Below are 19080 nucleotides of genomic sequence, written 5' to 3'. Positions count from 1 at the left end.
CTCCTAATTTACTATTTATACTATAATAAAGCTCTTAACCCAATACTAAAAGTACTTCCTAAACCTTGAAAATTGTTTCCTCTTACGATTTTACCATAAGAAGCTTCCAAGTTTAAAGCCTCTGTTAATTGATACTTACCACCAAATCCTAACTGTGTATAATTTTGTTCGAAATTATTTCCTAGATCTATTAAAAAAGCTTGCTGAGCATTAACAAAAATGGTTGATTCAGACGACGGGAAGTAGCTTAAAAAAGCGCTCACAGGCAAAAACAAACTATTGTTTGCAAAACGCTCTCCCACATTAACATTTGTAGGATCGGCATCTTCTCCTTTTTCTCCAAAATTAAAACCTAAATCAGCTTCTGTAAAGATTTGCCAATCGCCACCTCCAAAAGTTTTGTCATAGAAAAATTTAGTTTCCCAAAAAGTACTACGCTTATCTAAATATGCGAAATTGGGCTCATCTTTAAATATTGGAAGATAAATAGAACTCGTAATAGAGAAATTAGCGATACTAGCAAATGGTTGTACTCTAATAGATGGTGCAATAGTCGTTAAACCGCTACGAGAATCTCTCCCATTATTTTCAAAGCTAAAAACACTAAAAGCATCTTGACCGCCATAAGTATTTGATCGAACTTGAAAAACTAAACCAACATTAATTCTCGAATTTTCACTTACACCTGTATAAATTTCTGTAGTATTTGTAAAGAAATTCTCTCTGTCAATGTCAATAGACTTACCTGTACCTTCACCTGTAACTTTCGTTTGTGTATATAAACTATTAAAGAATTTAATATCCCACTGCCCCTTTTTTAATAATTTTGAAGGGGTGTACTCCTGCACGTTACTCTTTGCATCTTCGTCTTGTGAAAACCCCATAAAACCGACAGTCAATGCTATGGCCAATACTGCTACTTTTTTCATAATTGTTAATTTTAGCCTCCTTTTAAAATTATTGGAAACTTCGTTTTGTTTTTGATTTAATTTTTAAAATTGCTTAATACATAAACTCCTTTTACATTCAAAAAGGGTGTTTATTGTTTATTCACATTCCAATTGTAAGCAAAATACCCTAGTTTATATTTTGCAGGAATTTTATTTGTTCTGTATTTATTAATAAATGCGATCTCTGTATGCCCATTCATTGTAAAATCTTTCTTATACCATTCTAAAATTTTAGAACCTAAAACTTTCTTTTTCTTAGCATTTACTTTAATAAAGTAATCGCCATTAAGTGCCAATGAGGTTTGTTTTTCTAGCTGAGCATTTAAAGTATCTGGCATATAAGCGCTATTAATTAAAGGCGGACATCCTATCGCTCCACACACCAATACAAAATGAAAACGAGCATCTTTAAACTGAGCTCTTAATAATTTATGTTCAATATCGTTTAAGGTTATCTTCTTTCCGCCCAAACTATATTTCACCTTATCAAAGAACCCCTTATTATCTAAAGGAGACTTTGTTGGGTAATTATCTACAATCCCTTTTATTACAGACAAATTGTAAGCATTAATCCAAAATGCCTGATATTTTTCTGCTTGATTTTTAGAAACAGAAATGCCTTCCGCAATTTCCAACACCTCTTTTAATGCTCCTTCATTCTTTTTTATAGCAGAATAAGCTACTCTTCCATTAGAAACATTTGCCTTGAAAAACGCATCTGCCTTAGTAAAAAAGGCATTTAAATCTTGTGCGTCTACAGGAATACTCCCTATAAATATTGCTAGTATGATGATTATTTTTTTCATGCTTTTAAATTTTAAATGTACTTCACAAGCATATAAGTCCCTGTTATCCCTTTAAACTTTCAAAAAACTTAAAAAAACTTAATATAGACCTACATATTAGTTAACCCAATTGCTCTTATCCATACGCTATTTATATCTATTCTAAATACGATAACAGATTTAAGTTATTATATTTAATTACGACAAACCGCTACATAACCACGAATATTATGGAACACATTGTTATTATAGGAAATGGAATTTCTGGAGTAACTGCCGCAAGGCACATTAGAAAACTATCTGATAAAAAAATTACTATCGTTTCTACTGAAACGGATTACTTCTTCTCAAGAACGGCACTTATGTACATATATATGGGACATATGAAATTTGAACATACACAGCCTTATGAAAATTGGTTCTGGGAAAAGAATAGAATTAATCTTAAAAAAGGATATGTAACCTCTATCGAAACCAATTCTAAGACGCTTCACTTTGCTGAAGGAGACACTTTAACGTATGATAAACTTATTATCGCTACAGGAAGCAAACCAAATAAGTTTGGATGGCCTGGTCAAGATTTAGAAGGCGCTCAAGGTTTATATAGTAAACAAGATCTCGATACCTTAGAACGTAACGCTCCCAATAATAAAGTATGTAAACGCGCTGTAATTGTTGGTGGTGGCTTAATTGGTATCGAGTTAGCAGAAATGTTAAACTCACGAAATATTCCAGTAACCTTTTTAGTGCGAGAAGAGAGCTTTTGGAATGGTGTCCTACCTGAAGGAGAAAGCGCAATGATTAACAGACATATTAAAAATCATCATATAGACTTGAGGCTTGGTGTTAACCTAAAAGAAATAAAATCTGATGGTAATGGCAAAGTAAAATCTATAGTAGTGGCTGAAACGGGGGAAGAAATAGACTGTAACCTCGTAGGTTTAACCGCTGGTGTATCTCCAAATATAAGTTTTTTAAAAGACTCTGGAATCGAAACAAATCGTGGTGTTTTAGTGAACAGACATTTAGAAACTAATATTAAAAATATTTTTGCGATTGGAGATTGCGCAGAACAACGCGAGGCTATTGGACAACGCAGACCAATAGAAGCGGTCTGGTATACAGGAAGGATGATGGGTGAAGCCTTAGCTCAGACCATTTGCGACAACCCGACACAATACAAGCCTGGACATTGGTTCAACTCTGCGAAATTTTTAGACATAGAATATCAAACCTATGGTTGGGTATTTGCTAAACCTAGAGCACATGAAACGCATTTCCATTGGATACATAAAGATGATACTAAATGTATTACAGTGTGCTACAACACAACAGACCATACCTTTTTAGGCATAAATACTTTTGGTATACGCATGCGTCATGAAATATTTGATCGCTGGTTAACTGAAAAACGAAATGTTGATTATGTGATACAAAACTTGAATGAAGCTAACTTTGATCCAGAATTCTACATTCATTTTGAAAAGGACATCTTATCGGCCTTTAACAAAACTTTACAAACGGTTTAATCCAAAACAATAACATGAGTAATAAATTAAATAATAGTATGTCTTTGGCAAAACCTGACCCGCAAGACATTTCGAAAAAACAAAAAATTGCATTAGCAGCAGGTATTATTGGATTATTTATACTAATATTAGCACTTTTTAACACCAATTTCCCTAATAAAGCACTTTTCTTAACCTTATCATTAGGCCTAATCACTATAGGTACAGTCGTTTATTCTAGAGAGGCATATCTTACAAAATTAGAAGGCATTAAAAATGATGGTGTATGGTTTAAGTCCATATCATCGCGAGGTGCTTGGGGCTGGATAACCGGCGTTGTTTTAACCACCTTTTATGTTGTACTTTACTTTTTTCCTGAATTATTAGGACTTGGAGCAAATGGCGAAGCAAATACAGGTTTAATTGCGCTTTTCGATCCTTTAAGCAACCTACTAAGCGGTAGACCTGCTAGTCAATGGTTTGTCTATGGCACGCTATATACTGTAGCTATTTTTGCCTTTGGTTATAAATTCATTTTAAAATACCGTCACAATCGCTATGAACAAATACGTACCATATCGGTTATGTTTTTTCAATTAGCTTTTGCATTCTTAATTCCAGAATTCATGTATAGAATGAATTCAAACCTCCCTTATTATGACTTAAAAAGTGTATGGCCACTTAACTATTATATTTTTGATGAATGGTCTGTAAAAGGATTTTTATCTAATGGAAATATAGGATTAGCTTTGATTGTCTTCGGAATTCTTTCCGTTTTTGTTATCACTCCTATTCTTACATACAAATATGGTAAACGTTGGTATTGCTCATGGGTTTGTGGTTGTGGAGGCCTAGCCGAAACAGCAGGAGACGCTTTCAGACAATTATCTTCTAAAAAAATGTCTGCTTGGAAATTAGAACGCTGGTTAATACATACTGTTCTTGTCTTTTCGGTTGTGATGACAGTAGCGATGGTTTATACTTATTTAGGTTACGACAGTAATAATTTCTGGTTAACCAAAGGTTTATTTATCGGACTAGTCATTGGTTTTTTAACGCTAGTTTTCCTTATAATTATGTATTTTAAGCGTAATGAACTTGGTAAAGACGCAAAATATGGAGCTATTGGTTATTTTGTTGTTATTGCATTACTTTTAATAATGCATTTTACGGGATCTACAGAAAACGTTTTCTTTATTAAAGCAGCTAATCTTAGATCTGCTTATGGTCTTTATATAGGTTCTATATTTTCAGGTGTTATAGGTACAGGTTTTTATCCTATATTAGGAAGTAGATCTTGGTGTCGTTTTGGTTGCCCAATGGCTGCTATTTTAGGATTCCAACAACGCATGTTCTCAAAATTTAGAATCACAACAAACGGTGGACAATGTATTTCTTGTGGTAATTGTTCCAATAGTTGTGAAATGGGAATAGATGTTCGTGCTTATGCGCAAAAAGGAGAAAATATTGTGCGCTCTAGTTGTGTTGGTTGTGGTGTTTGTAGTGCTGTTTGTCCACGTGGTGTTCTTAAATTAGAAAACGATAGTATGGAAGGCAGAATTAATCCGACTGAAGTATTATTAGGTAATGATGTAGACCTAATGGCATTAGTAAATAAAAAATAATTTTTTATGAAATAAAAAATAATTTTTTATGAAATAAAAAACAAATATTACATATCGCTTTAAATCGTTTCTATTATCAATAACAATTGGGGCTTGTTATTGGTATATAATTTAATTGACTTCCTCATTTATAGAAAGCAACTATGAAACATTTTATAATTATAATAATATCGTTTATAAGTTTTATTACACCTTCGGAAAAAATATATAAGAAAATTTATTATGACAACGGAACTCTTAAAGCTGAAGGCTGGTTGGAAAACAACCTAAAAACTGATTTTTGGATCTTTTACTTTCCTAGTGGGGAAATAGAAAAAAAAGGGTGGTTCCTTGATGGAAAAAAAACCAACTACTGGTCATTTTATCACGAAAACGGAAACTCTAAAGCTTTTGGTCATTACAATAATGCTCAAAAAGTGGGTTTTTGGAAGTACTTTTACAGTAATAAAAAATTAAAAAAAGAAGGCGCATTTGTAAATGGAGTTCCATCGAAATATTGGAAATCCTATTATGATAACGGAAAACTCTCGCAAGAAGGTCCTTTTAAAAACGGCAAAGCGGATGGTTACTGGAAATTTTACTATAAAAATGGTAAAATTCAAAAAAAGGGAGCCTATAAAGATGGGAAAACCACAAATTATTGGCAATTTTACCGTGTCAATGGAAACAAAGAAAGTGAAGGGCACTTTGTAGAGGGTAAAAAATCTAATTGGTGGCTATTCTATGATACCATGGAAAAAATAAATCACAAATGCCAATTAAAAGACAATCAAAAAAATGGGTATTGTTTAATGTATGAAAATGAAAAGTTGGTTGCAGCAACAAAATTTACCAAAGGAAAAAAAATAAAAAAATGGACAGACCTGTCTTCCTTCAAAAAAGAAAATAAACTTAGCGATCTCAAATGACAAAAATAAAAGTCATCATTCCTGCTTATAATGAGCAAGATTCTATAGCAAACGTAATTAACGATATCCCTAAGCTTGTTGAAGAAGTTATTGTAGTTAATAACAACTCTACAGATAATACTGTAAAAAATGCAAAACAAGCAGGCGCTACAGTTTTAACAGAAACTAACAAAGGTTATGGTTATGCCTGCCTAAAAGGGATGTCTTATATAAAGCAACAAGATCAAAAACCAGATATTATTGTATTTTTAGATGGTGATTACAGTGATTATCCTGAAGAACTCACAAAGCTAGTTGCTCCAATAATTAATGACAATATGGATTTCGTTATTGGTAGCCGTATAAAGCGGCTTAGAGAAGGAGGATCTATGACCCCACAACAGGTTTTTGGTAATTGGCTTGCGACCTTTTTAATGTCTCTGTTTTTTAATGCTAAATTCACAGACTTAGGCCCCTTTAGAGCTATAAAATATGATAAGCTTCTTGCCTTGAATATGCAAGACAAAACCTACGGATGGACAGTAGAGATGCAACTTAAAGCATTAAAACAGAAACTAAATTATATTGAAATTCCTGTAAGATATAAACAAAGAATAGGCGTTTCAAAAGTGTCTGGTACAGTTAAAGGTACTATATTTGCAGGATTTAAAATTTTAGGTTGGATATTTAAATACAGTTTTAAAAAGTGATTTTAGAAACCATTATAATCGTTATTTACTCAGTTGCATTAATACTTATTTTTATGTATTCATTAGCGCAACTAAACTTGCTGTTCAACTATCTTTCAGCACAGAAAAAACAAAATAAAGCACCTAAATTTGATTTAGAAAACACAAAAGAAATACCTTATGTGACAATACAACTCCCTGTATTTAACGAGATGTACGTTATGGATCGCTTATTAAAAAACATTGCTTTAATAGACTATCCAAAAGATAAATTGGAGATTCAAGTACTGGATGATTCTACTGATGAAACTGTAAAAACCACAGCATCTCAAGTACTTAAACTAAAAGAAACAGGTTTAGACATCGTACACATATGCCGTACTAATAGGCAAGGCTTTAAAGCTGGCGCATTAAAAGAAGGATTGGTTGTTGCTAAAGGGGAGTTTATAGCCATTTTTGATGCAGATTTCCTTCCTAAACCAGATTGGTTAAAGCGTACCATTCCTTTTTTTAAAGATAAAAAAATTGGGGTTGTACAAACACGGTGGGGCCATATTAATAGGAACTACTCCATTTTAACAAAAATTCAAGCCTTTGCACTAGACGCTCACTTTACCTTAGAACAGGTTGGCAGAAATAGTAAAGGCCATTTTATTAATTTTAATGGCACTGCTGGTATTTGGCGTAAAGCATGTATTATAGATGCAGGAAACTGGGAAGGAGATACCCTAACTGAAGATTTAGATCTTAGTTACCGAGCACAATTAAAAAATTGGAAATTTAAATACTTAGAAGATGTACATACGCCAGCAGAATTACCTGTGGTTATTAGTGCTGCGCGTTCTCAACAATTTAGATGGAATAAGGGTGGAGCCGAAAACTTTAGAAAAATGATGTGGCGTGTCCTTGGCAATAAAAACATTTCTAACAAAACGAAACTACATGGTATACTTCATTTATTAAATAGTACAATGTTTCTAAATGTACTTATTGTTGGTATTTTAAGCATCCCAATGCTATACATTAAAAATGAATACACACACTTAAAGCCATACTTTTATGTTATGAGTTTCTTTGTTGTGAGTACTATTATATTCTTTATTTGTTATTGGCATATGTACAAGCGTTCTTATGGAGGTGGACTCAAAAATTTTGTACAATATATCATAATGTTTTTCACATTCTTCTCTATAGCTATGGGCTTTTCATTACATAACTCCATTGCCGTTTTAGAGGGACATCTGGGGAAACGTAGTGAGTTTGTTCGCACCCCTAAATTTAACATCAGTACTTTAAAGGATAGTTGGAAAGGCAATAAGTACTTAAAGAAGAATATTTCATTAAATGTTATTTTTGAAGGTATACTAATGCTCTATTTTGCTTTTGGTATGTATAGCGCATTCGTTGTTGGTAATCAAGGAGGTGATTTTGGATTATTCCCATTTCATTTGATGTTGTTTTTAGGCTTTGGTTATGTGTTTTTTAAATCATTAACCTCAAAAGCTTAGTTTTTTCTTAAAAATTCCCTTAACTAAAAGTTATTTTAATAGCATTTAGGAACCTATAAATACCCGATATGTAAATGCAAAACATTTCGTTACTAAAATTCAATAGAGCACAAATGCTACTATGCACGTTAGGGCTAATATTCTATTTTATTTTCGCTTATGATTTGCATAGAACCGATTATGTAAAACTAATTAGTCTTTATGCTATAGCCTTCTTTTTATTTTATAAACTCTTACAAATTGGTAAAGACTATTTTAAATTCCTAGCCATTAGCGCCCTCTTGTTTAGGCTCGTTTTTATTTTGGCTATTCCCAACTTATCACAAGATTTCTATCGTTTCCTCTGGGATGGCCGCATGATTCTACAAGGCTTAAATCCTTATCTATACACCCCAGAATCTTTTATAGCTATGGGACAGGCTCCAGTAGCCCAGGCACAACTACTTTATGAAGGTATGCAACGTTTAAATGCTAGTCATTTCACAAATTATCCTCCAATAAATCAACTCTGTTTTAGTATAGCTGCTTTATTTGCAGGCAAAAGTATTATAGGCTCTACAATACTATTGCGTTTACTTATTATTACCGCAGATATTGGCACACTCTATTTTGGAAAAAAACTTTTAGAACATTTTAAGCTCCCTATATCTAATATTTTCTGGTATATTTTAAACCCTTTTATAATCATTGAATTGACTGGAAACTTACATTTTGAAGGAGTCATGATTTTCTTTCTTGTTTGGAGCTTATATTTACTACACTCTGGAAAATGGAAATGGGCTGGAGTTGTATTTGCCCTTTCCATTGCTACAAAATTAGTGCCTCTTATATTTTTACCGTTATTCTTTTGGTGGTTTATGTCCAAACAACCAGGCTTTAAAGGTCTTTTTAACTTAATTTTATTTTATGCAATTATAGGATTAACCACTGTATCATTATTTATGCCTTTTTTCTCTTACGAATTCATAAACAATTATTCTAAAACAGTTGCTCTTTGGTTTGGAAACTTTGAATTCAATGCAAGCATCTATTATCTTGCCAGATATATTGGTTATGGATTTAGAGGCTGGAATGAAATTGCCATCATTGGTAAGATCACACCTGCCTTGGTTTTTATATTCGTTATATCTGTCGCATTTTTTAGAAAAAATGATTCAACCAAACGCCTCATTACTGCAATGTTATTTGCTTTTACCTTTTACCTATTTATGAGTACAACTGTACACCCTTGGTATATTGCTACAATACTTGTTTTAAGCGTATTTACCAGATATAAATTCGCTTTAGTCTGGAGTGCTATAGTCATTATTAGTTATTTAGCTTATGCAAATACAGAGCATACAGAGAACCTTTGGATCATAGCTCTAGAATATGTAATCGTTTATACCGTTTTTATCTGGGAAGTTATTTTAAAAAAATCAACCACGGCATTTACAGTGTCTCATCCCTAGTTTCTTTGCCTTCCACTTCAATAATTTGGTTACTTCAGATTTACAATTTTTAAAGGAACCATGTTTTAGTGTTGGATGGTATATTTTACTCTTTCCACAGCGAAACACTGTATCATTATCATTTACTTTTGGATTTAAAACATTGTCTAATACTTCCTTTTTGGAATTCCAAAAATAAGATTCTTCTGAACCTTTCCAGTGATTAGATTTTATCGCATCGTAGCGATTCAAATCCTCAGAAGCACTTCCTAAAAAGAAGGATAAAGTGATGGATAAAAGCAACAATGGCATTGTTACTCTTTTTAGTTTTTTTAGTTTCATCTTGTATTTTTTTAGCTATCACTTCTTTTTAGAAAACACTCTTTTTCATCACTTTTTATAATATACAAAATAATTTTTCTATTGTTAACAAGCCTCTTTTATTAATCACACAAAAGGCAATTCTTTTCTTATATTCCAATTTAGAGTCTATATAACATTTAAAATAAAATCGCGTTGTTATTTTTATAAGATAAAAACAAAAAAAACCACAATGCATAATTGTGGTTTTTCTACTTTTTATAAAAATAATTACATCATTTTTAAAGTATTTATTTCTTGTATTGTTAAATGTTTCCAATGCCCTCTAGGCAAATCCTTTTTAGTTAAATGTGCTATAGCAACACAATCTATTCTAACCAACTCATACTTTAGGTAATTAAAAATAGTATGTAAAATTGTATTTCCTGTATTTTTAACCTTAATTCCTATTTCATTTTTTCTGTTATCAACATAGTCAATCTCCTCGACATTTACCATACTCCCTTCAATCCTAATGCCTTCTCTAATACGCTTTAAATCTTCTAACTTAAGATTTCTATCCAATTCTAAATGAAACAAACGTTCTACACCTTTTTTAGAGTTTGTAAAACGATTAACGACTTTATCATCGTTTGTAAATAATAATAAGCCTGTAGAGTTTCTTCCTAGACGACCTATTGGTTTTATCCTAACAGATGTTGCATTGGCTACCAAATCCATAACTGTCTTTCCTTTATGTTCACTAGTAGTACTTGCAAACCCTTTTGGTTTGTTTAATAACACATACGTTTTAGGCTCTGGATTTATACGCCCACCATCGTAACGCACCTCATCTTCTAACTTTACTTTATACCCCATTTCAGTTACTACTTTTCCATTTACAGTAACTAAGCCTGTCGCTATATGTACATCTGCATCACGACGTGAACACACCCCTGAATTGGCAATATATTTATTCAAACGTATTTCGTCTGAATCTACAGCCTTTTTAGCTGTCGTTTTCTTTTTTATTGGAGCATTTCCTTTTGTGTATTTTTTCTTGTAGTCTTTCTTCCCACCTTTAGGTGCAGATTTTCCGTTTCGTTGTCCGCTTTCTTTACTCATCGTTTCATTCTTTTTACAGCTCCACTACAGCTAAGCCGTTTTGAGAGTGCAAAGATAGTTTATAATTTAAGATTTTTCGTTTTTGTTTAGCCTTTTGTTTTCAGACCAGTAAAACGCTATTAATCATCATATTCGACTGTAGATTGCCTCTCTCTATTTACTATTAATTTAGTAATATCTGGACGCGAATAATGTCCAACGGGATCAAAATTTTGACGCTCCTCAAATACTCTATTAAAATCTATAGTTTCTATAATCAATCCTTCTTTATGTAACACAGGTTCTATAATCCATTCGCCATCGGGCCCTGCGATACAACTACCTCCATTAGCTAATACCGCTGGAGCTTTACTAAGAATTTGTTCCAAATGTGGCATTGTTTTTGGGAAATCACTTTTCGTCATTAAACTAGAGACAGACACTACAAATGAACGTGATTCTCTAGCTATAAAACGTGTTATATCCTTAGTGTTATGGTCACTCCCTGGCCATACTGCAATATGTAAGTTCTCCCCCAAACCATACAAAGCTGTTCTAGGTAATGGCATCCAATTCTCCCAACAATTTAAGCCCCCAACCGTAAATTCTTTTAAAGAATGTACTTTTAAACCGTTACCATCACCAGGAGACCATGTTAACCTTTCATCATAAGTAGGTTGCAATTTACGGTGAACAGATTTTATATTTCCTTCTTCGTTAACATACACTAACGAGGCATAAATACTATGTCCTCCTCTATTTTTTGCGCGTTCTATTATCCCTAAATAAACGGCTATTTTATATTTTTTAGCGAGTTTACAAACACCATCTAACTCTCCTGCTTCTATCTGTATAGAGTTTCTTACATATTCAGCATGCAATTCTTTATTTACTTTAGTATTCCATTCTGCACCTCCTGTTAAAGCTAACCAAAAGGGATAACCAGGAACTAATGCTTCTCCAAAAATAATAAGCTCACAATTCTGCTGCCCTGCTGCTACAATAGAAGCCGCTACTTTTTTAAGTGTTTCAACTTTATTTAGTAACACTGGCGTTATTTGCGCCATTGCTATTTTAAGTAAATGTTTCATTTATAAAATACGTTTTAATACCAAGTTTATATCTATTAGTAAAACGCTAAAAACGCCCACCACTATTATGAATTTTAAAATATTATGAAGAATAAGGTATTGCTTTTTCGTTTTGGCGCGCCATATTAAAATTAAAAACACAATAAGTAAGCTAATACAGATATAAAAATAAAAATACATATGCCCAACTTCAAACTTGGTTATCAATAAATATGCTGACACAAAACTTAAAAGAGTAAAAATACTTATCATTAACTTTGAAGTACTTTCCCCGTAGCGTATAGGTATTGTCTGATAATTTAATGCCAGATCCCCTTTAATATTCTCTAAATCTTTGGTTAGCTCACGAATTGCTATGATTAAAAATAAGAATGTGGCGTGTACGAAAATAACAGTATCAAAATTTTTATAATATATAAATACAGCAAAGAAAGGTGTTATAGTCAAAATTGCTGATGTTAAATTGCCTATGATTGGCATTTTCTTTAACTTATGTGAATAGAACCAAATTGCAAAAATATAAACTGAAAAAAAAACAACCGCATTAAAAGACACATAACTCCCCATTATTACAGCCGCAAAATTTAAAACAAAGTAAAAAGATAACTTTGTATTTTGACTAACCAATTTATCTAACATAGACTTATTAGGCCTGTTTATTAAATCTTTTTCTGAATCGTAAAAGTTATTGATGATATATCCGGCAGCTACAACAGCCCCAGACGCTAAAACCAACATTAATAAATTTAAATCAAAAAGAACTTGACGTAATGGCCTATTATGTGCAAAAATGTAAACCGATGTTAAATATTGCGCAATAACTATAATAAGAATATTATAACCTCGTACAACAGAAAACATACTAAAAAACTTAAGTAAAATATGCTTTTGTCTTCGAGATAACATAATGCTTTTAAAAATTATAAACGACTTCCAATTTATAATCTTTTAAAGCCTCTTGAGCTTGTTTTATATCTTGTGTAAATCCTAAGATGTAACCGCCACCACCAGATCCACAGAGTTTAAGGTAATAAGCATTTGTCTCAATCCCTTTTTGCCATAGTGCGTGAAATTGTTTAGGAATCATAGGTTTAAAGTGGCTCAACACGACTTTAGACAACTGCTTTGTATTACTAAAAAGTGATTTTATATCCCCTTTTAAAAAATCATCAACACAAGCGTCTGTATGTTTTATAAATTGATCTTTCAACATTTTACGAAACCCTTCTTGCTTCATATTCTCCATAAATATACTAACCATTGGTGCTGTTTCCCCAATGATACCACTATCTAATAAAAACACAGCGCCTTTCCCAGATATGCTTTGCGTTGGTATTCCTGTCGCTTCTATATTATCCTTAGAGTTGATTAATATTGGCAAGCTCAAATAACTATTTAGAGGGTCTAATCCTGATGATTTTCCATGAAAAAAAGATTCCATTTCAGAAAAAATTGCTTTAAGCTTTAACAACTTATCTCTGGTTAAGTTCTCTAATACCGTAATTTTATTTTCTGCATATTGATCGTAAATAGCAGCCACTAAAGCCCCACTACTTCCAACCCCATAACCTTGAGGAATGGATGAATCAAAATACATTCCTGCATTCACATCTGCTTTTAATTTTTCAATTTCAAAAACAACAAGTTCTGGATCTATATTCTTTAAATAATCAACAAACCCAAAAAGACTCGTACGCGATGCTTTTGCTTCATCTGAAGTATTTTCATCCATTTTCAAAGCACCTTTAAAAAAGTTATAAGGTATGGATAATCCTTTGGAATCTTTAATAATTCCATACTCTCCAAAGAGTAGAATTTTTGAGTAAAAAAGTGGGCCTTTCATAAAATCAATATTCGCTTATTGGTCGGTAATTTGTTATTCTTTTTTTTACAACTATTATTGTTTGCAAGCTCCAAAACCAATTCTATCACAAATATAGTGACCGTTTTGACAATATGCAACTAACTCTTTACTAATGAACTTATAAATCCTTTCTGCTTCATGCTCTGGATATAAAATATGTACATTTGCTCCAGCATCTAATGTAAAACCGATATGCAATCCTGTTTGTGCTCTAAAAGTCCATATTTTATTAATAACCTCGAGTGTATTTGGTTTCATTAAAATAAAATACGGCATGCTTGTCATCATCATAGCATGTAGTGTTAACGCTTCACTTTCTATTAATGCTATAAACGCCTTTAAATCCCCAGATTTAAAAATGGTTTTTATTTTACTAATGTTCTTCTCTGCTTGTTTAAAACGCTCTTTTGCAAAAGGGTGATTATACATTAAATTATGTCCTACAGTACTACTTACTTGCTTCTCCCCTTTATCTACCAAGAGAATAGTATCGTGATAGTTTCTAAAATTGGGGTGGATCTCATCTGTATATTTTACACCATACAGATCTGAACTCCCACTAATTTCTTTATGTGCTCCCCACACTATAATATCACCTTCAATACTTCTGCAAGCACTTCCAGACCCTAATCTGGCTAAAAAAGAGGCCTTTTTATTAAAGTCTTTTTCATCGATACACTTTTCTTCTAGGCTTAAGGTTTTATCTGATGCCATGAGCTGCTTTTCCACACTCATAAGACAGAGTGCCAAGGCGCTCATCCCAGAAGCAGAAGAGGCAATCCCTGAACTATGCGGAAAGGTATTTGAAGTTTCAATTGTAAAGTGGTAGGTTTTTAAAAAAGGCAAATACGCTTCTATTCTTTTAAAAAAAGCTTCTATTTTGGGTTTAAACTCCTCTTTTTTTTGACCTTCAAAAATAACATCAAAAGAGAATTCATCTGTTTTTTCTTTACGCTTTACAAACCGTAATTTGGTTTTTGTTTTACAAGCGTCTAATGTAAAACTAACAGATTGATTTTCGGGGATTTGATTTTTTTTCTTTCCCCAATACTTAACCAAAGCGATATTACTTGGTGAAGCCCAAGTTACGACTCCTTCTTCTATATTATATGTGTAATTTCTAAACAGAAATTGTGCTTCCTTCATTTAAAACAAATTTTTACAAATATAGTTTTTAATTCTAAAAAATTATTTACTAAATTAGCGACGAATTGAAAATCATTCAACTTAGTGATGTTTGCTGAATATTAGATAATTAACACTTCTAAAGGTTTTCTATTTAATGATTGTTATGTAAATGTATTACAAAGAGAAAGCATTGCTTGAATGAGGGTCTCCTAAAATCTCCATCCTCTGCATATGCTTATGCCCTAAGACTAATAAAATGGATAAAAAACAGAAGATTATACTAACTATGCTTGAGCTGGTAGTAGAACAAGGTGTACACGCCACACCAATGTCTCAAGTAGCCAAGGAAGCAAATGTAGCAGTTGGTACAATTTACCACTATTTTGACAATAAACATCAAATTATAGAAGAAATTTACTCGATGATCTGTCAAGATTTTGGAGTTGTCTTAATCGCTAACATCCCAGATGATAGCTATAAGAAGCAATGTGAGGCCATGTGGTTAAACTTATACAATTATTTTGTTGGCAATCCACTGGCATTTAAATTCATGGAGTTTGTAGGAGTCCCTCCAATCATTACTCCTGAAATTCGCTTGAAAAACATTGTACACTTTACAAACATTAGAGATTTTGTATTGTCTGGCATCCTAAAAAAAGAACTAAGAAATGTAGAATTAAGGCTCATTATGCAAATGGCTTTTGGTTCTGTAATATCTGCTGCAAGGTTAAAGTTCAAGGACGAACTTCCGATGAATGAACAGCAAATTAAAAGTGCTTTAAGAATGACTTGGGATAGTGTAAAATATGTAGAACACTAATTTTCAATCATTGTCATTACTTTTTTCATAGTCTTATAATTGCGTGTAGTAGCCACTGTTTTTAGTTTTTTTTCAAAATAGCCATTATTACACTTAGCTTTTCCATAACCCATACTGGAATAAAAATAAACACATTTCCCCTTTATTACAAATGTCTCGTTAGCATACCGCTCTACAGCTGTCATTTTAGCCAATTCTTCATTTGGTAAACTATGCAATAAGGTAAAATAACTGTTTGGTTTTTCTTCTTCTGAAAAAGGACATTCATTAATAATACGCTCTAATTCCTCGGGTGTTTTCACCAACAGAGAAACCTCAAATTCAAAGGTTCTAAAAAGCGCTTCTTTTATTTGCTCTTCTAATAGAACTACTTTTTCTAGGCTTGATTTAAAAACAATATTACCTGTTTGAATATAGGTCTGCACCTCTAGCAACCCCTCTTTTTCTAATAAAGCTCTTAAGGTTAGCATAGGCACCTTTTTTTTGCCACCAACATTTATTCCTTTTAAAAACGCAATATATGTTTTCATGTTTTCATTATATTTTGAGAGACTATATAAGCTCCCGTCCATGCATTTTGAAAATTAAAGCCTCCTGTTATAGCATCTACATTTATAACTTCTCCTGCAAAATATAAGCTTTTATGCTGCTTACTTTCAAAGGTCTTAAAATTAACGTCTCTTAAATTAACACCGCCAGCGGTTACAAACTCTTCTTTAAAAATACTTTTTCCTTTAACATTAAAAGTAGCTGTTGTTAGCTGACCAGCGAGGACTTCTATTTGGTTTTTACTAACATCTGCCCAACGCATCTCCGCATTAATACTTGACGCTATTACTAACTGTCTCCATAATCGTTTGGGAAGGTTAAATTGCGAATAGTTTATAATTGTTTTTTTAGAAAGTGTCTGTTTTAATTCCTTTAACTGAAAAACAACGTCTTCAAAAGATTGTTTTATAAAATTAATTTTTATTTGAAACTTATAATTAAGATTAGCCAAAGCCAAAGCCCCAAAAGCTGATAATTTTAATATTGATGGAGCACTCATCCCCCAATGCGTAATTAACAGAGGCCCTTCAGAAAACAGATTAGTCCCAAGTACTTCAATTGCCACATCTTGCACAACGACCCCTGGAATATCCTTAATCCTAGCATCATCAATATTAAAAGTAAACAACGAAGGTAAAGGCTTTTCTATACGATGCCCCATAACCTCTAATAGTTTCCATATTTTCGGGTTACTTCCTGTTGCGATTACTAGACTTTGACAAACGAATTTTTTATCTTTCGTTTCTAAATTCCAAAGCGCATCATTTTTTTTAATTGCTGTTACTGACTGATTTTTAAGAATTTCAACATTGTGTTTTTTGGCTTCATACAGAAAACAATCTATGATGGTTTGTGATGAGTTTGACACCGGAAACATCCTTCCATCATCTTCTATCTTTAATTCAACACCTCTTTCTTCAAACCATGCTATGGTATCACCAGTCATAAACGTATGAAATGGCCCTAATAATTCTTTGGCTCCTCTAGGGTAATTTTTTATTAATTCTTGAGGCATAAACTCTGCATGGGTTACATTACATCGTCCACCTCCTGAAACCTTCACTTTTGTAAGTACTTCTTTCCCTCGCTCAAGTATAGCAACTGTCAACCCTGGATTATTTTCAGCTATATTAATGGCCGCAAAAAAACCTGCGGCACCTCCTCCTACTATTATAATATCTTTTTCTATCATATTCTATCTGGAAAATCCGAAATTATACCATCCACTTTATATTGCTTCATACGTTCAATCGTATTAAAATCATTTACTGTCCACACAAAGACCTTATAGCCTAATTCCTTTGCTTTTTTAACATTATCATGGCTCAATAGTGCATGATTAGGATGAATCGCTTCGGCTGCAATAGTTTTTGCAAAAGCAATGGCCTCATCTAAATTTGCCTTTGTAAGTACAGCCAATGGAATCTGCGCATCTTCTTTATACATAATTTCCAACTCACGCTGCTGAAAACTAGAGACTATAAAGTCGGTATACTTCCATGAATTTGTATTTACATGATCCTTAATAATGGTTACAACTTCCTTAGCGGTATGTTTTCCTTTTAATTCAATATTTAAAAGACAACGTCCATCAATACATTCTATAACTTCTCTTAAAGTTGGTATTTGTTCCCCATTTACAACCCTAAGTTGTTTCAATTCTTTAAGTGTTTTTGTAGACACCTCTCCACTGCCATTGGTCATTCTATCTAAAGTTGCATCATGAAACACAACAAGCTCTCCGCTTTTACATTTATGCACATCGACCTCAATACCATCTACGCTATAAATTAATGCTTTTTTTATTGACAGCAATGTGTTTTCAGGGCTGTGTCCTGCTGCACCACGATGCCCTATAACCAACACCTGTTCTTTCATTGTTCTATTTATATTTTCATACTAAAGAATATCTCCGTAAATTTAATATTAATTTCATTGATTATGCGTTACTATGCTCCTTCTTTATTCCTTTTATGCTTTATGCTCTTTTCTTGCCAAACAGGGCTATTAAAAGTTATCGTCGATATTCCTAAAGCCCTAAAAGAAACTTCTGCCATAGAAATCATACCTCATTCAGACCTGATTTGGGTTATTGAAGACTCCGGAAACAAAAATAACCTATACGGCTTAAATACCAAGGGAACCATTATCAAAGACATAAATATTAATAATTCGAAAAACGTAGACTGGGAAGATTTAACAAGCGATAGCCAGGGCAACATATACATTGGTGATTTTGGCAATAATTCTAAAAAACGAGAAGCATATACAATTTATAAGGTTGAAAATGTAACTGCTCTTGATAAAAAAATAAAAACAAGCCCTATTAGTTTTAAACTCCCTAAATCTATTAAGAATCAAGATTTTGAAGCCTTCTTCTTACTCAATGAGTATTTTTACATTTTTAGCAAAAACAACAAAAAAACCATTGTTATAGCTGTTCCAAATAAAACTGGAATACACACCGCTAAATTTGTTACCGAATTCAATTTTAAGGGCAAAAAAAACCGGGTTACTAGCGCTGCTATTAGTCCAGACAAAAAAACAATCGTATTATTAAACCACGACAAGCTATGGAAAGTCACAGATTTTGATGGGGATAATTTCTTTGAAGGTGCCGTTGAAACGCTTCCTTTTAATCATACTTCCCAAAAAGAAGGTATTTGCTTTAAAAACAATCAAACTGTACTTATTACAGATGAATATAGCAAAGGCAGCGGTGGTAATGTCTATGAATTTATATTACATTGAAATAAGCACTACTCTGTAAGAAAACATGCACCAACAAAGCTATTTTCGTTAGTTGAATAGACAACTTACATTTAATAATATATTCTAAGCT

The 19080-nt window shown here is 32.6% G+C and carries 19 protein-coding genes; 8 read left to right on the top strand and 11 right to left on the bottom strand.

The features are described from left to right. Positions 1-20: 20 nt before the first annotated feature. Both AC2D8I_RS07550 and AC2D8I_RS07545 read right to left on the bottom strand, forming a co-directional pair. Positions 21-929 (bottom strand): hypothetical protein, encoded by a 909-nt coding sequence (locus tag AC2D8I_RS07550; protein ID WP_484705386.1) that lies wholly within the window; start codon positions 927-929, stop codon positions 21-23. A gap of 110 nt (positions 930-1039) precedes the next feature. Then, on the bottom strand, positions 1040-1756 hold the full coding sequence (locus AC2D8I_RS07545) for a DUF547 domain-containing protein (protein WP_484705385.1): 717 nt from the start codon (positions 1754-1756) through the stop codon (positions 1040-1042). A 209-nt stretch (positions 1757-1965) separates the two neighbouring features. Between AC2D8I_RS07545 and AC2D8I_RS07540 the strand changes: the two genes are divergently transcribed. The 6 genes from AC2D8I_RS07540 to AC2D8I_RS07515 all read left to right on the top strand — a co-directional run bounded on the left by AC2D8I_RS07540 (position 1966) and on the right by AC2D8I_RS07515 (position 9403). Beyond that, positions 1966-3264 carry an NAD(P)/FAD-dependent oxidoreductase gene (locus AC2D8I_RS07540; RefSeq protein ID WP_484705384.1) on the top strand — a complete coding sequence of 433 codons (1299 nt, stop codon included), beginning with the start codon at positions 1966-1968 and terminating at the stop codon, positions 3262-3264. 14 nt (positions 3265-3278) lie between these two features. Then, positions 3279-4868: a 4Fe-4S binding protein gene (locus AC2D8I_RS07535; protein ID WP_484705383.1), complete on the top strand. Its 1590-nt coding sequence runs from the start codon at positions 3279-3281 to the stop codon at positions 4866-4868. Between the two features lie 143 nt (positions 4869-5011). Further along, positions 5012-5776, top strand: a complete 765-nt coding sequence (locus tag AC2D8I_RS07530; RefSeq protein ID WP_484705382.1) for a toxin-antitoxin system YwqK family antitoxin — start codon at positions 5012-5014, stop codon at positions 5774-5776. Next, complete coding sequence (locus tag AC2D8I_RS07525; protein ID WP_484705381.1) at positions 5773-6465, top strand: glycosyltransferase family 2 protein; 693 nt, start codon at positions 5773-5775, stop codon at positions 6463-6465. The genes AC2D8I_RS07530 and AC2D8I_RS07525 overlap by 4 nt, the downstream gene beginning before the upstream one ends. Before the next feature lie 53 nt (positions 6466-6518). Continuing rightward, a complete protein-coding gene (locus AC2D8I_RS07520) occupies positions 6519-7952 on the top strand; it encodes a cellulose synthase family protein (protein WP_484705380.1) in 1434 nt (477 codons plus the stop codon). 74 nt (positions 7953-8026) lie between these two features. Then, positions 8027-9403 carry an MptA/MptB family glycosyltransferase gene (locus tag AC2D8I_RS07515; RefSeq protein ID WP_484705379.1) on the top strand — a complete coding sequence of 459 codons (1377 nt, stop codon included), beginning with the start codon at positions 8027-8029 and terminating at the stop codon, positions 9401-9403. Here AC2D8I_RS07515 and AC2D8I_RS07510 read toward each other — a convergent pair. From AC2D8I_RS07510 to AC2D8I_RS07485, 6 genes are all read right to left on the bottom strand, one after another. Further along, entirely contained in the window at positions 9371-9724 is a 354-nt protein-coding gene (locus tag AC2D8I_RS07510; protein ID WP_484705378.1) for a hypothetical protein, read from the bottom strand. The two genes, AC2D8I_RS07515 and AC2D8I_RS07510, sit on opposite strands and share 33 nt — an antisense overlap. Positions 9725-9973: 249 nt before the next feature. After that, positions 9974-10807: a pseudouridine synthase gene (locus tag AC2D8I_RS07505; RefSeq protein ID WP_484705377.1), complete on the bottom strand. Its 834-nt coding sequence runs from the start codon at positions 10805-10807 to the stop codon at positions 9974-9976. A 119-nt stretch (positions 10808-10926) separates the two neighbouring features. Next, a complete protein-coding gene (locus AC2D8I_RS07500) occupies positions 10927-11877 on the bottom strand; it encodes a carbon-nitrogen hydrolase family protein (protein ID WP_484705376.1) in 951 nt (316 codons plus the stop codon). Further along, a complete protein-coding gene (locus AC2D8I_RS07495; RefSeq protein ID WP_484705375.1) occupies positions 11878-12783 on the bottom strand; it encodes a geranylgeranylglycerol-phosphate geranylgeranyltransferase in 906 nt (301 codons plus the stop codon). Positions 12784-12790: 7 nt separating this feature from the next. Next, a complete protein-coding gene (locus AC2D8I_RS07490; protein ID WP_484705374.1) occupies positions 12791-13720 on the bottom strand; it encodes a mevalonate kinase family protein in 930 nt (309 codons plus the stop codon). Between the two features lie 54 nt (positions 13721-13774). After that, a complete protein-coding gene (locus AC2D8I_RS07485; protein WP_484705373.1) occupies positions 13775-14887 on the bottom strand; it encodes a diphosphomevalonate decarboxylase in 1113 nt (370 codons plus the stop codon). Between the two features lie 238 nt (positions 14888-15125). On the opposite strand from AC2D8I_RS07485, the gene AC2D8I_RS07480 reads away from it, so the two are divergent. Continuing rightward, complete coding sequence (locus AC2D8I_RS07480) at positions 15126-15689, top strand: TetR/AcrR family transcriptional regulator (protein WP_484705372.1); 564 nt, start codon at positions 15126-15128, stop codon at positions 15687-15689. Here the strand turns inward: AC2D8I_RS07480 and AC2D8I_RS07475 are convergent. From AC2D8I_RS07475 to AC2D8I_RS07465, 3 genes are read right to left on the bottom strand one after another with little or no spacing between them, the layout of a single operon-like run. Beyond that, entirely contained in the window at positions 15686-16219 is a 534-nt protein-coding gene (locus AC2D8I_RS07475; protein ID WP_484705371.1) for a DUF1697 domain-containing protein, read from the bottom strand. The two genes, AC2D8I_RS07480 and AC2D8I_RS07475, sit on opposite strands and share 4 nt — an antisense overlap. Further along, entirely contained in the window at positions 16216-17430 is a 1215-nt protein-coding gene (locus tag AC2D8I_RS07470; RefSeq protein ID WP_484705370.1) for a BaiN/RdsA family NAD(P)/FAD-dependent oxidoreductase, read from the bottom strand. Before AC2D8I_RS07470 ends, AC2D8I_RS07475 begins: the two co-directional genes overlap by 4 nt. Beyond that, a complete protein-coding gene (locus AC2D8I_RS07465) occupies positions 17427-18116 on the bottom strand; it encodes a glycerophosphodiester phosphodiesterase (RefSeq protein ID WP_484705369.1) in 690 nt (229 codons plus the stop codon). Before AC2D8I_RS07465 ends, AC2D8I_RS07470 begins: the two co-directional genes overlap by 4 nt. A gap of 102 nt (positions 18117-18218) precedes the next feature. On the opposite strand from AC2D8I_RS07465, the gene AC2D8I_RS07460 reads away from it, so the two are divergent. Further along, complete coding sequence (locus AC2D8I_RS07460; protein WP_484705368.1) at positions 18219-18989, top strand: hypothetical protein; 771 nt, start codon at positions 18219-18221, stop codon at positions 18987-18989. Positions 18990-19080 lie beyond the last annotated feature (91 nt).

The sequence above is a fragment of the Lacinutrix sp. YIN62 genome, assembly GCF_057219185.1.
Note: the sequence above shows the minus strand (reverse complement) of the source record. Positions and strands in the feature narration are given on the sequence as shown.

Bases quoted from the DNA above. Each gene is read 5' to 3' on its own strand.
- AC2D8I_RS07500 (WP_484705376.1), bottom strand. From the start codon at position 11,877: ATGAAACATTTACTTAAAATAGCAATGGCGCAAATAACGCCAGTGTTA.
- AC2D8I_RS07515 (WP_484705379.1), top strand. From the start codon at position 8,027: ATGCAAAACATTTCGTTACTAAAATTCAATAGAGCACAAATGCTACTA.
- AC2D8I_RS07495 (WP_484705375.1), bottom strand. From the start codon at position 12,783: ATGTTATCTCGAAGACAAAAGCATATTTTACTTAAGTTTTTTAGTATG.
- AC2D8I_RS07510 (WP_484705378.1), bottom strand. From the start codon at position 9,724: ATGAAACTAAAAAAACTAAAAAGAGTAACAATGCCATTGTTGCTTTTA.
- AC2D8I_RS07535 (WP_484705383.1), top strand. From the start codon at position 3,279: ATGAGTAATAAATTAAATAATAGTATGTCTTTGGCAAAACCTGACCCG.
- AC2D8I_RS07525 (WP_484705381.1), top strand. From the start codon at position 5,773: ATGACAAAAATAAAAGTCATCATTCCTGCTTATAATGAGCAAGATTCT.
- AC2D8I_RS07505 (WP_484705377.1), bottom strand. From the start codon at position 10,807: ATGAGTAAAGAAAGCGGACAACGAAACGGAAAATCTGCACCTAAAGGT.
- AC2D8I_RS07550 (WP_484705386.1), bottom strand. From the start codon at position 929: ATGAAAAAAGTAGCAGTATTGGCCATAGCATTGACTGTCGGTTTTATG.
- AC2D8I_RS07485 (WP_484705373.1), bottom strand. From the start codon at position 14,887: ATGAAGGAAGCACAATTTCTGTTTAGAAATTACACATATAATATAGAA.
- AC2D8I_RS07480 (WP_484705372.1), top strand. From the start codon at position 15,126: ATGGATAAAAAACAGAAGATTATACTAACTATGCTTGAGCTGGTAGTA.
- AC2D8I_RS07470 (WP_484705370.1), bottom strand. From the start codon at position 17,430: ATGATAGAAAAAGATATTATAATAGTAGGAGGAGGTGCCGCAGGTTTT.
- AC2D8I_RS07460 (WP_484705368.1), top strand. From the start codon at position 18,219: ATGCTCTTTTCTTGCCAAACAGGGCTATTAAAAGTTATCGTCGATATT.
- AC2D8I_RS07540 (WP_484705384.1), top strand. From the start codon at position 1,966: ATGGAACACATTGTTATTATAGGAAATGGAATTTCTGGAGTAACTGCC.
- AC2D8I_RS07545 (WP_484705385.1), bottom strand. From the start codon at position 1,756: ATGAAAAAAATAATCATCATACTAGCAATATTTATAGGGAGTATTCCT.
- AC2D8I_RS07530 (WP_484705382.1), top strand. From the start codon at position 5,012: ATGAAACATTTTATAATTATAATAATATCGTTTATAAGTTTTATTACA.
- AC2D8I_RS07465 (WP_484705369.1), bottom strand. From the start codon at position 18,116: ATGAAAGAACAGGTGTTGGTTATAGGGCATCGTGGTGCAGCAGGACAC.
- AC2D8I_RS07490 (WP_484705374.1), bottom strand. From the start codon at position 13,720: ATGAAAGGCCCACTTTTTTACTCAAAAATTCTACTCTTTGGAGAGTAT.
- AC2D8I_RS07520 (WP_484705380.1), top strand. From the start codon at position 6,519: ATGTATTCATTAGCGCAACTAAACTTGCTGTTCAACTATCTTTCAGCA.
- AC2D8I_RS07475 (WP_484705371.1), bottom strand. From the start codon at position 16,219: ATGAAAACATATATTGCGTTTTTAAAAGGAATAAATGTTGGTGGCAAA.